Annotated in this window: 14 protein-coding genes; 7 read left to right on the top strand and 7 right to left on the bottom strand. The window is 68.1% G+C overall.

Annotation, left to right across the window (positions count from 1 at the left end):
- Positions 1–7 precede the first annotated feature (7 nt).
- Positions 8–1987: a potassium transporter Kup gene (locus QR78_RS04525; protein ID WP_082171777.1), complete on the top strand. Its 1980-nt coding sequence runs from the start codon at positions 8–10 to the stop codon at positions 1985–1987.
- A gap of 21 nt (positions 1988–2008) precedes the next feature.
- Here QR78_RS04525 and QR78_RS04530 read toward each other — a convergent pair whose 3' ends face one another.
- Genes QR78_RS04530 through QR78_RS04540 form a run of 3 tightly spaced genes read right to left on the bottom strand, consistent with a single transcriptional unit; the run spans position 2009 to position 3286 of the window.
- Positions 2009–2392 carry a VOC family protein gene (locus QR78_RS04530; protein ID WP_202972695.1) on the bottom strand — a complete coding sequence of 128 codons (384 nt, stop codon included), beginning with the start codon at positions 2390–2392 and terminating at the stop codon, positions 2009–2011.
- Between the two features lie 5 nt (positions 2393–2397).
- A complete protein-coding gene (locus tag QR78_RS04535; RefSeq protein ID WP_048426314.1) occupies positions 2398–2844 on the bottom strand; it encodes a bleomycin resistance protein in 447 nt (148 codons plus the stop codon).
- A 4-nt stretch (positions 2845–2848) separates the two neighbouring features.
- Positions 2849–3286 carry a bleomycin resistance protein gene (locus QR78_RS04540; protein WP_048426315.1) on the bottom strand — a complete coding sequence of 146 codons (438 nt, stop codon included), beginning with the start codon at positions 3284–3286 and terminating at the stop codon, positions 2849–2851.
- Between the two features lie 138 nt (positions 3287–3424).
- Between QR78_RS04540 and QR78_RS04545 the strand changes: the two genes are divergently transcribed.
- The 5 genes from QR78_RS04545 (at position 3425) to QR78_RS35830 (ending at position 8211) form a co-directional block, all read left to right on the top strand.
- The gene (locus tag QR78_RS04545) at positions 3425–4780 is read left to right on the top strand and encodes an NAD(P)H-dependent oxidoreductase (protein WP_048426316.1); all 1356 of its coding nucleotides are present in this window, start codon (positions 3425–3427) and stop codon (positions 4778–4780) included.
- A 186-nt stretch (positions 4781–4966) separates the two neighbouring features.
- Positions 4967–6301: an MFS transporter gene (locus QR78_RS04550; RefSeq protein WP_048426317.1), complete on the top strand. Its 1335-nt coding sequence runs from the start codon at positions 4967–4969 to the stop codon at positions 6299–6301.
- Between the two features lie 161 nt (positions 6302–6462).
- Complete coding sequence (locus QR78_RS32370; RefSeq protein WP_082171776.1) at positions 6463–6981, top strand: MarR family winged helix-turn-helix transcriptional regulator; 519 nt, start codon at positions 6463–6465, stop codon at positions 6979–6981.
- Complete coding sequence (locus QR78_RS32375; RefSeq protein WP_082171775.1) at positions 6978–7601, top strand: gamma carbonic anhydrase family protein; 624 nt, start codon at positions 6978–6980, stop codon at positions 7599–7601. Before QR78_RS32370 ends, QR78_RS32375 begins: the two co-directional genes overlap by 4 nt.
- Before the next feature lie 232 nt (positions 7602–7833).
- Positions 7834–8211 carry a glutathione S-transferase family protein gene (locus tag QR78_RS35830; RefSeq protein WP_244276423.1) on the top strand — a complete coding sequence of 126 codons (378 nt, stop codon included), beginning with the start codon at positions 7834–7836 and terminating at the stop codon, positions 8209–8211.
- Positions 8212–8333: 122 nt separating this feature from the next.
- On the opposite strand, the gene QR78_RS04555 is transcribed toward QR78_RS35830, so the two are convergent.
- Complete coding sequence (locus tag QR78_RS04555) at positions 8334–8738, bottom strand: carboxymuconolactone decarboxylase family protein (protein WP_048426318.1); 405 nt, start codon at positions 8736–8738, stop codon at positions 8334–8336.
- A 58-nt stretch (positions 8739–8796) separates the two neighbouring features.
- Positions 8797–10293 carry a dihydropyrimidinase gene (gene hydA / locus QR78_RS04560; RefSeq protein WP_048426319.1) on the bottom strand — a complete coding sequence of 499 codons (1497 nt, stop codon included), beginning with the start codon at positions 10291–10293 and terminating at the stop codon, positions 8797–8799.
- Positions 10294–10590: 297 nt separating this feature from the next.
- Here hydA and QR78_RS04565 point away from each other — a divergent pair, with 297 nt between their 5' ends.
- Positions 10591–11574: an MBL fold metallo-hydrolase gene (locus QR78_RS04565; protein WP_048426320.1), complete on the top strand. Its 984-nt coding sequence runs from the start codon at positions 10591–10593 to the stop codon at positions 11572–11574.
- A 97-nt stretch (positions 11575–11671) separates the two neighbouring features.
- Here QR78_RS04565 and QR78_RS04570 read toward each other — a convergent pair whose 3' ends face one another.
- Positions 11672–12415 carry an RES family NAD+ phosphorylase gene (locus QR78_RS04570; protein WP_048426321.1) on the bottom strand — a complete coding sequence of 248 codons (744 nt, stop codon included), beginning with the start codon at positions 12413–12415 and terminating at the stop codon, positions 11672–11674.
- Positions 12393–12782 carry an MbcA/ParS/Xre antitoxin family protein gene (locus QR78_RS04575; protein WP_048426322.1) on the bottom strand — a complete coding sequence of 130 codons (390 nt, stop codon included), beginning with the start codon at positions 12780–12782 and terminating at the stop codon, positions 12393–12395. Before QR78_RS04575 ends, QR78_RS04570 begins: the two co-directional genes overlap by 23 nt.
- Between the last annotated feature and the right edge of the window lie 45 nt (positions 12783–12827).

Raw genomic sequence — 12827 nt, forward strand, 5'->3', positions numbered from 1 at the left:
TTCCTGGATGCGGCAGCGGGCGGGATCTCACCCGGGCTTGCCGGGGGAGGCGCCCGTGGGTCAGCTCGGCACGGTGGACGAGGATACGTCGTCGAAGGCGGCGACGCGGGAGCCGGTCAAGCGCCTGAAGCCCGCCCTGATCCTCGGCGCCCTCGGCGTCGTCTACGGCGATATCGGCACGAGTCCCCTCTACGCCTTCAAGGAGGCGGTGAAGGCCGCCGGTCACGGCCAGGCCGAGCCGGCGGCGGTGATCGGCGCGGTGTCGCTGATCCTGTGGGCGCTCCTCGTCGTGGTGTCGCTCAAATACGCGGTGCTGATCCTGCGGGCCGACAACCACGGCGAGGGCGGCATCGTGGCGATGCTGGCGCTGCTCGGCGCCCGCCACGCCGAGCCGCGCAGCCGGGCCGGCCTCCTCCTCGTCGTCGGCCTCGTCGGCGCCGCGCTCCTCTACGGCGACGGGGCGATCACGCCGGCGATCTCGGTGCTCAGCGCCGTCGAGGGGCTGAAGGTCGAGGCACCGGGCCTCGCCCGCGCGGTGATGCCGATCACCCTCGTCATCCTGGTCGGGCTCTTCCTGATCCAGAGCAAGGGCGCGGCCTTCATCGGGCGGATCTTCGGGCCGGTGATGCTGGTGTGGTTCGCCGTCCTGGCACTGCTCGGCATCGGCGGCATCCTGCACGCGCCGCAGATCCTCGCCGCGCTCAATCCCCTGAAGGCGGTCGAGTTCCTGACCCATGCGGGCTGGCACGTCAGCTTCGCGATGCTCGGCGCCGCCTTCCTGGCGGTCACCGGCGGCGAGGCGATGTATGCCGATCTCGGCCATTTCGGCGCCCGGCCGATCCGGCTCGCCTGGTTCGGCCTGGTCCTGCCGGCCCTGGTGATCAACTATTTCGGGCAGGGCGCCGTGCTGCTGGCCGAGCCCGACGCGATCGAGAATCCGTTCTATCGCCTCAGCCCCGACTGGGCGCACTACCCCCTGATCGGGCTCGCGACCGTCGCCACCGTGATCGCCTCGCAGGCGATCATCTCGGGCGTGTTCTCGCTGACCCAGCAGGCGATCCAGCTCGGCTTCCTGCCCTTCATCCGCATCGTCCATACGGCGCGCGACGCACAGGGGCAGATCTACGTGCCGGCGGTGAACTGGCTGCTCGCCGCCGCGACCCTGAGCGCCGTCCTGATCTTCGAGACCTCGGACGCGCTCGCCGGCGCCTACGGCATCGCGGTCTCGCTGCTGATGGCGATCACCACCCTGCTCGCCGCCCTCATCGCCCGGCGGTGGGGCTTCAACCCGCTGCTGGTCTTCGCGGTCAACGGCGTGTTCCTGCTGATCGACCTCGTATTCCTGTCGGCCAACAGCGTGAAGATCTTCGAGGGCGGCTGGTATCCGCTCGTGCTCACCGCGATCGTCGCCGTGACGATGCTGACCTGGCTCCAGGGCACCCGGCTGATCGAGGCCCACCGGGTCGGCGCCCGCCAGGACGAGGGCGCGTTCGTGGCCGCCCTGCAGGCGCATCCGCCGATCCGCCTGCCCGGGGCCGGAGCGTTCCTGTCGGCGGCCACCAAGGGCATCCCGTTGCACATGACCCGGTTCCTGGAGCGCAGCCACGCCCTGCCGGCCCGCTGCACCATCGTCACCGCGCTCTACGAGGAGATGCCGGTGGTGCCGGCCACCGAGCGCGCCGAGGTGACCCGGATCGCGCCCGACCTCTACCGCGTCACGCTCCGCTACGGCTTCATGGAGGATGCCTCGATCCCCGACGGCCTGGCCTGCGCGGTCGCCCATCGCGGGCTGCCGGCCGATTTCGTCGAGGACGTCACGGTCTTCGTCGGCCACGAGACGGTTATCCCGAAGCGCGACCACCGCGGCATGGCCGCGTGGCGCGAGACCCTGTTCGCCTTCATGATGCGCAACGGCGAGCGCACCGGCGCCTTCTTCTGCGTGCCGGCCCGGCAGGTGGTGGAGGTGGGGACCGAGATCGAGATCTGAGGATCGCCGGTGGGTGTGACCTCACGCGATGAGGTTGCTCACCTCGACCAAATTCTCGTCGGGATCGTAGAAGTAGACCGACAGGATCCGGCCGGTCGCGCCGGTCCGCTCGATCGGCCCGTCGACGATCGCGATGGCCTCACGCTCCAGATGCGCGACGACCTCGGCGAGCGGCGTGTCGGTCAGCAGGCAGAAATCCCCGGCGCCGCGGCTCGGGTGACGGGCCTGCGGATCGACGCTCGCGTGCAGTTGCTGGAGATTGATCTTCTGGGACCCGAAATGGAGCGCCCAGCGCTTGGGCGCAATCTCGCGCGCCTCGAGGCCGAGCGTGCGCCGGTAGAACGCCACCGTCGCGTCGATGCCGAGGACGACCAGCACGAAGTGGTCGAGGGCGCGGATGCGGATTGGCGTCATGGTGCCGTCGCGGCCACCGGCCGCTCCCCCAGTTTCGCGCCGAGGCGCAACAGGTAGCCGTCCGGATCCTGCACCAGGAACTGGCGCTGCCCAACCTCGATGGCGCCGGCCCGGTACCACGCATCCTCAACCGCCATGAACAGCGGCCAGGCGGCCGCGTCCAGCCGGCCCAGGATCGGCTCCACCGCCGCGACCTCGATCTGGAGGTTGATCCCACGGCCAAGCGGCCGATCCATCGGGCCGGTCAGCCAGTGCCGGGCGGATGGATTGTACTGGTCCAGCATCACCTGCGCTCCGTCGCGGTCGAGATAGGCGAACCGGTTCTCCGGCCGGTCGTAGGCGATCCGGAAGCCGATCAGGTCGACCCAGAAGCGCAGGCTCGTGGCGAGATCGGCGACCACGAGTTCCGGGACCAGGGTCGCGCGCGTCAGCGTGGCCGTCATGCCGTCACCCCCGTGCGCTCAGCGGCCGCGATCCCAGGCTCGCGGCGGGACGCAGCAGGTACCCGTCCGGGTCCTGCACCAGGAACTGGCGCTGGCCCACCTCGACCTCGCCGGCCCGGTACCACTTGTCCTCGACCGCCATGAAGAGCGGCCAGCCCGCCGCCTCCAGCCGGGCCAGGATCGGCTCCACCGCCGGGACGCCGATCTCGAAGTTGATGCCGCGCCCGAGCGGCGCCTCCAGCGGGCCGGTGAGCCACTGTCGAGACGAGGGGTGGCGCGTCTCCAGCATCACCTGCGCCCCGTCGAGGTCGAGATAGGCGAAACCGTCCTCCGGCCGGTCGTAGGCGATCCGGAAGCCGATCAGGTCGACCCAGAAATGCAGGCTACGCGTCAGGTCGGCGATCAGGAGTTCCGGGGTCAGCCGCGCGAAGGTGAAGGCCATGTCCGTATCCCATCCCCGCCCGGCGATCCGCGCGGTTGACCGCATGCTGCCGATCCGTGACGCTTGCCGCAACGGCGCCCGCGACGCGCGCCGACAGGAAACGCGAAGGGCGGCCGGTGGCCGCCCGGGGGAGGGGACATGAGCCTGTACCACACGCTCGCCGCGCGGGCGGCGGCCGGCCATCCGGTACGCATCGGGGTGATCGGGGCCGGCAAGTTCGGCTCGATGTTCCTGTCGCAGGCGCCGCGCACCCCGGGATTGCACGTCGTCGGCATCGCCGATCTCGATCCGCAGCGGGCGCGGGCCGCGCTCGCCCGGGTCGGCTGGCCGGCGGAGCGGTACGAGGCGACGAGCGCCGCCGAGGCGATGCGCAACGGCACCACCTTTCTCACCGACGACGCGGAAGGCCTGATCGCCGCCGACGGGATCGAGGTGATCGTCGAGGCCACGGGCCATCCCGGCGCCGGCATCCGCCATGCGCTCGCCTGCTGCCGGCACAAGCGCCACATCGTGATGGTCAACGTCGAGGCCGACGCGCTGGCCGGCCCGCTCATCGCCCGCCGGGCGGCGGAGGCCGGGATCGTCTATTCCTTCGCCTATGGCGACCAGCCGGCGCTCATCGCCGAGCTCGTCGACTGGGCCCGCACCGCGGGGTTTCGCGTGGTCTGCGCCGGCAAGGGCACCAAGTACCTGCCGGTTTACCACGCCTCGACCCCCGACACGGTCTGGGGCCATTACGGTTTCACCGAGGAGCAGGTCGCGGGCGGCGACTTCAACCGGCAGATGTTCAACTCCTTCCTCGACGGCACCAAGTCGGCGCTGGAGATGGCGGCGGTGGCCAATGCCTGCGACCTGACGCCCCCGCCCGGCGGCCTCGCCTTCCCGGCTTGCGGCGTCGACGACCTGCCGACCCTGCTGCGTCCGCGATCGGCCGGCGGCATCCTGCCGGTGGACGGCACCGTCGAGGTGGTGTCGTCGCTCGAGCGCGACGGCCGCCCGGTGTTTCGCGACCTGCGCTGGGGCGTCTACGTCACCTTCGAGGCACCCTCCGACTACGTCCGCAAGTGCTTTGCGGAGTACGGCCTGAAGACCGATCCGAGCGGCACCTACAGCGCGATGTACAAGCCCTACCACCTGATCGGGCTCGAACTCGGCCTGTCGGTCGCCAGCATCGCGGTGCGGGGCGAACCCACCGGCACGACACGGGGCTTCTCCGGCGACGTGGTGGCGACCGCCAAGCGCGACCTGAAGGCCGGCGAGCGCCTGGACGGGGAGGGCGGCTACACGGTCTACGGCCGGCTGATGCCGGCGCGCGATTCGCTCCGTGCCGGCGGACTGCCGATCGGGCTTGCCCACGGTCTCACCCTCACCCGGCCCGTCGCCGCCGGTACGCCGGTCTCGTGGGACGACGTGTCGGTCCCGGCCGACGACCCGGCGATCCGGTTCCGGCGGGAGATGGAAGAGGTGTTTCGCGCGGAGGCGGGCAGGGCCTGATCGGGCCCCCCGCGTCATTCCGTGCAGGAATGGTGTCGTTCCGGAACGGTCTTGGACAGGGAGGCGCCGCGCCGCCAGGATCGCGGCCAAGACCGCAGGCGAACGGCCGGCCGGGGCGCCGCCCCGGCCGACGCCGCACCGGGGGGCTCCCGCGTGAGGCCTGCGAGACGGCCGGAGGAGCGACCCATGATGTCCACCACCCTGCGCGCGGATGCGCGGTCCGAAACCCCGCCCGCGGCGGTACTGGCCCCGCCGGACGAGGCGGCGCGCCGGCGCGGCGTCGTCGCCGCGGTGATCGGCAACACCCTCGAATTCTACGACTTCACCACCTACGCGTTCTTCGCCGTCACGATCGGCCGGACCTTCTTCCCGGCCGGGGACGCCTGGGTCAGCCTGCTCGCCTCGGTCGCCACCTTCGGCATCGGCTTCGTCACCCGGCCGATCGGCGGCGTGGTCATCGGCGCCTATGCCGACCGGGCCGGGCGCAAGCCGGCCATGATGCTGACCATCGCCCTGATGGCCATCGGCATGCTGATGCTGGCGCTGACCCCCGGCTACGCCACGATCGGCCTGGCCGCCCCGGTCCTCGTGGTGATCGGGCGCCTGATCCAGGGTTTTGCGCTCGGCGGCGAGGTTGGTCCGTCCACCGCCTACCTCATCGAGAGCGCCCCTCCGGGCAGGCGCGGCCTCTATGCCAGCTGGCAGATCGCCAGCCAGGGCCTCGCGACGCTCTGCGCCGGCACCATCGGCGTGCTCCTGTCCCTGGGCTTGAGCGCCGATCAGATGCAGGCCTGGGGCTGGCGGATCCCGTTCCTTCTCGGCCTCCTCATCATCCCGGTCGGGATCTATATCCGCCGCGCCATGCCCGAGACCGCCGGCGACGGCACTGGCCATGCCGAGGCCACCACCGGCGCGGTGCTCGCCCGGCTGCTGCGGGACCACGGCCGCACCCTGGCCCTGGTCGTGCCGATCCTGCTCTGCGGCACGGTCTCGACCTATGTCGGCAACTACATGACCACCTACGCGATCACGACCCTGAAGCTGCCGGCGGGCCTCTCCATCGCCGCGACGGCGGTGGTGGGCGCCTGCATCCTGGTCTTCTCGGTGCTGGCGGGCACCCTCTCGGACCGCTACGGCCGGCGCCGGGTGATGATCGTGCCGCGGGTCCTGCTGCTGCTTGCCGCCTATCCGGCCTTCCTGCTGATGACCCGGGTGCCCGGCCCGGCGACGCTGCTCGGCATGTCGGCGCTGCTGGCGACCCTCAGCGCCATGAGCGCCGCGGCGAGCTTGGTGGCGATCCCCGAACTCCTGCCGCGCAGCGTGCGCAGCGCCGGCCTCTCGGTGGCCTACGCCTTCGTCGTCACGGTGTTCGGCGGCACGACGCAGCTGGTGGTGACCTGGCTCATCGGCGTCACCGGCGATCCGCTCGCACCCGCCTGGTACGTCATCGCGACGAGCGTGGTGGGCATCGCCGCGATGCTCGCCACGCCCGAGACGAAGGCGATGGCGCTTGCCGCGTAGGCGGGGGCGGGGCGGGCCAGCGTCAAAAACAGCTCAGCTCGTTGATGTTAGGGCGCGCGCCCTTAAGCCTTTCGGCCCCTTCCCGTTGGTAGCAGCCTTCCCCGAGGCCGACCTCGAGGAAGGGGCTCGACAGTGTGCCACATATGATGTATGCATAGCGCATGCATGAATTGCTTTCCAACAAGCTAGGCGCACTCGGAGCTTTGATTGAGGAGCGAACGACACACGCCTTCGGCGATCTGTCGCCTAGCGCCGCAGCAGTGCTCTCAACGCTTCACTTTCGATCTGAAATGACCACAACCGAGCTGTCGAAGATCGTTGGGGTCAGTCAACCAACTGCTGTGCGGCTGCTCGACGGGCTCCAGCGTCGCGGGCTTGTTGAACGCGGAGAGCAGGCGGGTCGCTATACCCCTTTGAGCCTCACGGATGCGGGCCGGATGGAAGTGGTCCGTCTTCAATGTGAGCGGATTTCCTCGATCGGCTCTCTTCTTGCGATCCTTGGACCAGATGAAATCGGTGAGTTCGAAGGGATACTCGATCGCATCCTTGCAGCGGCCACGACCTCGCGTGCGAGTGCCAGAACGACGTGCCGCCTCTGTGAGCATGACCTGTGTGGACCGGGGATCTGCCCAATCGGAAACAAGGCCACTGTAATCGAACAGGAAGGTTTCAAAGCATGATCATCTCCTACGGAGGACATGTCCCCTCGATTGATCCGGACGCTTGGGTGGCGCCGGACGCGACCGTGTGCGGAAACGTCATCATCGGCGCGGGCAGTCGGATTCTGCACGGTGCGCGGATAGTCGCCGAGGGAGGAGGAGCGATCCAGATCGGGCGTTGCTGCATCGTCATGGAAAACGCTGTCATCCGAGCAACATCACGCCATCCCTGTTACATTAAAAATCATTGTCTTTTCGGGCCTCATAGCCACGTCGTCGGCGCGCGGATCGAAGACGAGGTCTTTGTCGCGACCAGCGCATCAATTTTTCATGGGGCCGTCATCGGTCGAGGGGCTGAGGTCCGGATCAATGGAACGGTTCATTTGAGAAGCCGGCTGGAAGCGGGTGAAACCGTTCCTATCGGATGGGTTGCGGTCGGTGACCCCGCACAGATTCTTCCTCCGAACCAACACGACGAAATCTGGACTATTCAGAAGCCGCTCGACTTTCCGGGATTCGTCTACGGGTTCGAGCGCACCACTCCCGCGCTCATGCGCCAAGTAACGACGCGGCTCTCTGAGAACTTGCGAGTTCATATGTCTGGATCTTGCCAGATTTCAGTCTCGAAGGAGGGTGTATGAAACTCCTGTATCAAACCCATTCCCCGTTGCGCGGAAGGTACTCGTGTTCGCTCATGAAGCGGGACTCGCCGAGAAGATAATTGTTGAGCACCAAGAAACGAGCCCAACACGATCGAACTCAGAAGTTTTCGCCAGCAATCCGCTGGGAAAAGTTCATGTCCTGCTGCGACCAGGATAGTCAAGTCTATTTGACTCGTCCGTGATATGTCGTTATCTTGATACATTGCATCAAATGGCGTCATTTTACCCCAATGACCCGGAGCGCCTCTGGGGTGCTTTGCGTCTGGAAGCTCTGGCGCAGGACATGGCCCAAGCTGGGATCGGGGTACGCTGGGAAGCGGAGCGCCGTCCGAAGCATCTGCGCTATCCGGAGCTTCAAGCCGGTTATGAGGTGAAATTAATCGAAAGCTATGTTTGGCTGGAGCGTGAGCTATTTTGGGAGGAGGATCTCCACATTGGCCACATCGCCTTGGCAACCACGCTGGATTGGCTCGTTTTTCGCGGCCTTCCGACTTTCAGATCTAATACTTCTTTAACGCGCTGGTTTGATGATTTCGCGCAGAGGCCATCCATGCGTGCGACGCCGCTCTCCGGTAACACTCAGGACTGAGGTGACATAGCGCGTATCGACCTACTGCGCGTAGTCGTTTACCTTGGGTCCTTCCAAAGCAGCGCCATCCGCCTCCCGTTTTTGGCTGACATTCACAAGGTCAAGCCAATCATAGTTTGACCCTACACCTCGAACTCCCGGTCCACCGGCACCTGCATCCCGGTGACGAGCGCGTTCGTCGTGTTCGCCATCCCGATCACCGCCAGCAGCTCGCCGTGCTGCGCCTCGGTCATGCCCTTGGCGCGCGCCGCGGCGGTGTGGGAGTGGATGCAGTAGCTGCACCCGTTGGCGGTCGAGACCGCGATGTAGATCAGCTCCTTGGTCAGCGGGTCGAGGGCGCCGTCGGCGGCCATCACCTGCTTCAGATCGGCCCAGGTGCGCTCCAGCACCGTCGGCTGGTTGGCGAGCGCGCGCCAGAAATTGTTGATGAAGTCCGAGCGGCGCACAGCCCGGATGTCGTCGAACACCGCCTTGACGCGGGGATCGGCATCCGCCTCCGCGTCGCTCCACAGTCTCACGGTCGCCATGCCGGTCCTCCCGAGGAAACCGGCATGGTCGGACGGGGCGTGTCTCGCGTCCAGGGCGTCAGCGCCGGGCCGCCGCGTCGAATCCGTCCGGCACCCGGCCCGACGGTGTGGCGAGCGCGTAGGGGCCGCGGGCGAGGAACCGGCCCGAGCCGGGTTCCGCCAGCACCTGGCCCTCGCGCACCGCGATCTCGCCGCGCCGGATCGTCATCGTGGGCAGGCCCTTGAGGCGCATCCCCTCCCAGGGGGTGTAATCGATGGCGTGGTGCAGGTCCGTGTTGGTCAGGACCCGCTCGGCATCGGGGTTCCACAGCACGAGGTCGGCATCGGCGCCCGGCGCCAGGGTGCCTTTCCGGCCGGCCAGCCCGAACAGGCGGGCGGCGTTGGTCGAGGTCAGGCGCACGAAGGTCGGCAGGTCGATGCGCCCGGCCGAGACGCCCTCGGAAAAGAGCACCGGCAGACGGGTCTCGATCCCCGGCACGCCGTTCGGGATCGCGTTGAAAGCCGGCATCCCGTCGGGTCGCGCCTCGGCGCCGCCCTGGCCGTAGCCGCTGCTGCCGGGATCGCGCTTGGCGGTGGCGAAGGAGAAGCCGCAATGGTCGGAGGAGACCACGTCGAGGGTGCCCTCGCGGATGCGGGCCCAGATCCGTTCCGCTTCGCCGGGCGCCCGGAGGGCCGGCGAGCACACCACCTTGGCACCCTCGAAATCGGGCTTCGCCAGGTCGTCGGTCGAAAGGGTCAGGTATTGCGGGCAGGTCTCGCCCCAGACCTTGATGCCCCGCGCCCGCGCTCGGGCGATCTCGTCCGCCGCCTCGTCGCAGGAGACGTGGAAGACCTGGATCGGCTGGTCGACGAGTTCGGCGAGCGCGATCGCCCGGTGCGTCGCCTCGCGCTCGACCACCGGCGGGCGGGCCCAGGCGTGCTGGAGCGGGTCGGTGAGGCCGGCCTCGAGCAGGGCGCGGATGCGCCAGCCGATGGCGTCGTAATTCTCGCAATGCACCGTCACGAAGGCGCCGAGGCGGCGCGCGGTCGCCAGTACCTCCAGGAACTGCCCGTCGGTGAGCCGTAACGGATCGTAGGTGAGGAAGACCTTGAGGCTGCGGATGCCGCGGGCGACCAGGGCCGGCACCTCGCGCTCCAGCACGTCGGGCGTTGGGTCGGTGATGATCTGGTGGAAGCTGTAATCGGCCCGCGAGGCCCGGGCGCGGGCCTCGTAGCCCTCCGCGGTCGCCGCGATCGGGTGACCCTTCCATTGCGGCACGAAGCAGATGAACGAGGTGGTGCCGCCGGCCAAAGCTGCGGCCGAGCCGCTGGCAAAGCTCTCCTCCTGCACGCCGCCGCCCTCGGAGGGTTCTTCGATATGGCAATGCGGGTCGAGGCCGCCGGGGGTGACGATGTGGCCCCGGGCGTCGATCTCCTCCGCCCCGCGCCGGAGGTTCCGGCCGACCGCCGCGATCACCCCGTCGCGCACCCCGAGATCGGCCTCGAACACCTCCGCCGGGCCGGCGAGCGTCCCGCCGCGCACCACCAGGTCGTAGTCGAAATCGTGGCTCGGCATCGCGGCTCCTCCGTGGTTGCCAGGGGTGTAGGAAGTGCCTCGAAACGCTGTCAATTCCGGGGCCGGGGAGGATCGGGCCGGTTGCCGTCCGGTTGGGCAGGGGGCCCGCATTTCGGGCGGCGGCGCCGCGTCCATGCCCGCGCGGGCGGCACATGACCCAACGTCCAGTTTGACAACCCATCCGGGCCGACGGACAAAGATCGGGCCGCAGAGGTTCCGGCCGCGCTCGCGTCGGGGGACGTCCCGTTTCGAGCGCGCGCAACAAGGCGCCCGCGGATGAAACGTGGAGGAGCCCCGATGACGATTCGGTTGGACAACCCCAGCCGGCGCGGCCTGATGCTCGGCGCCGCGGCCACCGCGGTGACGGCCGGGCTGCCCGGTGCGGCGAGCGCCAAGGCGCCGCTGCTGCGCAGCCAGAGTCCGTATTTTTACCGCTTCACCCTCGGCGACGCCGAGGCCACCATGGTCTCCGACGGCACCCTGCCGCTCGGCGACCCCCATGCCAACTTCCTCGGCCTCACCCCGGCCGAGATGGACGCGCAGCTGACCAGCAACTTCCTGCCGCTGTCGAACGCGGTGCTGGAGCAGAACATCCTGATCCTCAATACCGGCAGCAAGCTGGTGCTGTTCGATACCGGGATGGGATCGCTCAAGCTGTTCGGGCCGACCACCGGCAAGCTGCTGACCACGATGCGCCAGGCCGGCATCGACCCGAAGGACATCGACGCCGTGGTGATGAGCCACGCCCATGTCGACCATTGCGGCGGCTGCGTCGGCGACGACGGCACGCCGCATTTCCCCAACGCCCAGTACTACATCTCGCAGGCCGATTTCGATTACTGGACCGATCCGGCCAAGGTGCCGGCCTCGTTCAGCGCCTTCCTCGATACGGCGCGCAAGAACCTGCTGCCGATCCGTGATCGCCTCGTCTTCGTCAAGGACGGCCAGGAATTCCTGCCCGGGATCCAGGCGATCGCGGCGCCGGGCCACAGCATCGGCCACACGATGTTCATGATCACCTCGGGCAAGGACAGCCTCTGCTACCTCGGCGACCTGACGCATCACCCGGTGCTGCTGATGGAAAAGCCCCTGACCGAGTTCGCCTACGACACCGACCCGAAGCAATCGGCCCAGACCCGGCTCAAGATGCTGACCATGCTGGCCAAGAACCGCATCCCGGTGCTCGCCTATCACTTCGCTTGGCCGGGCATCGGCCATGTCGCCGAGAATGGGCAGGGTGGGTTCCGGTACTATCCGCAGGCGATGAAGATGGATCTCTAAGCATCATTCGCCGAAGTGCTCCCGGCTCAGCGGCAAAGATGATGCAACAACAATAAACTCAGTGGAGTTGCCTCGTGCAGCTCCACTGAGGGCCGGCTCAGCGCTCCCACACCATCCCGGCGAGACGCGGATCGTCGAAGGTCTCCTGGGCAAAGGCGAGCCGCAGAGGCGGAAACTCCCGGATCGCGCGGATCCCCGCCGATCCGGGATGGATGCGCCAGGTCTGCCGGTCGACGATGCGGTTCTTTGCGAAGGCCTTGCAGGTCAGGAGCGCCAGATTGGTGCCCCTGCCCGGATCACGCACCGATGCGTAGCGGATCGCCGCCACGCCGTCGGCCCGCGCCGCATCGGCAAGGGTCTGGCACGGACCGTACTCGGTCGGATGGCCCCAGATCTCCGCCTGCTCGGCATAGGGCATGGTGGTGAGGTCGATCGCCCGGTCGACCGCGAAGCGCGCCGAGAAGGCCGTGTACTCGGCCGGGTTCTCGGGCCAGGGCGTCCCGGGCGATTCGGCGAAGAACAGCAGGCGGTAGAACGCCACTTCCGCGACGGCGGTCTCGACGGCTTCGGCCGCGTAGTACACGCCCTCCACCTGATTGGCACGCCGGAAACGCGAACCATGCGGGTACGGGCGATAGCGGAACGGCGCCGACAGGAGATAATCGAGTTCCCGGCATTCCACCGGCATCGGCGGCTTCGAGGCCTCGATCAGGTCTTCGAGGATCTGTTGCTCATCGAGCGTGTCCGTCAGCTTCATCGTCGCAATGACGTGCTGCGCCTCGACGAGGCGCCAGCAGGTTCCTGCGAGCGCCCGGGTCTCAAAGGACGGCACGCCGGGCATCCAGGTAGAGGACGGTGCTCACCAGACCCTCGACGGTCTGGATCAGATCCAGGGGAACGGCGTGCAGCGCCGTGTTCTCGCCCTTGAGCCATGCCGATGCCACGGCCGCGTCGCCGCCGGTGACCGCGTCGAGCGAGCGGTAGAGGCGGATCAGCATCACGGCCAGTTCGAACGATTTGCCGTGCCGGTCCAGCAGGAATTCGCCTCGCGTCAGGCGCGAGACCGAGGCTTCCGAGAGACCGACGATGCCGGCGAGCGCCCGATTGGTGAGCCCGAGCGCAGCCGCGGCCCGTACCACGGCCTTGCTGACGGTCTGGGTTTCGCGCTGCTCCCGGTCGAGTTGCGTGGCGGACTTGAGCATGGCCATGTCCTTTCTCCCAGGAAGATATAGGGTATAAAAATTTCCAGGGAA

This window comes from Methylobacterium indicum (assembly GCF_001043895.1).
Taxonomy (GTDB): Bacteria; Pseudomonadota; Alphaproteobacteria; order Rhizobiales; family Beijerinckiaceae; genus Methylobacterium; species Methylobacterium indicum.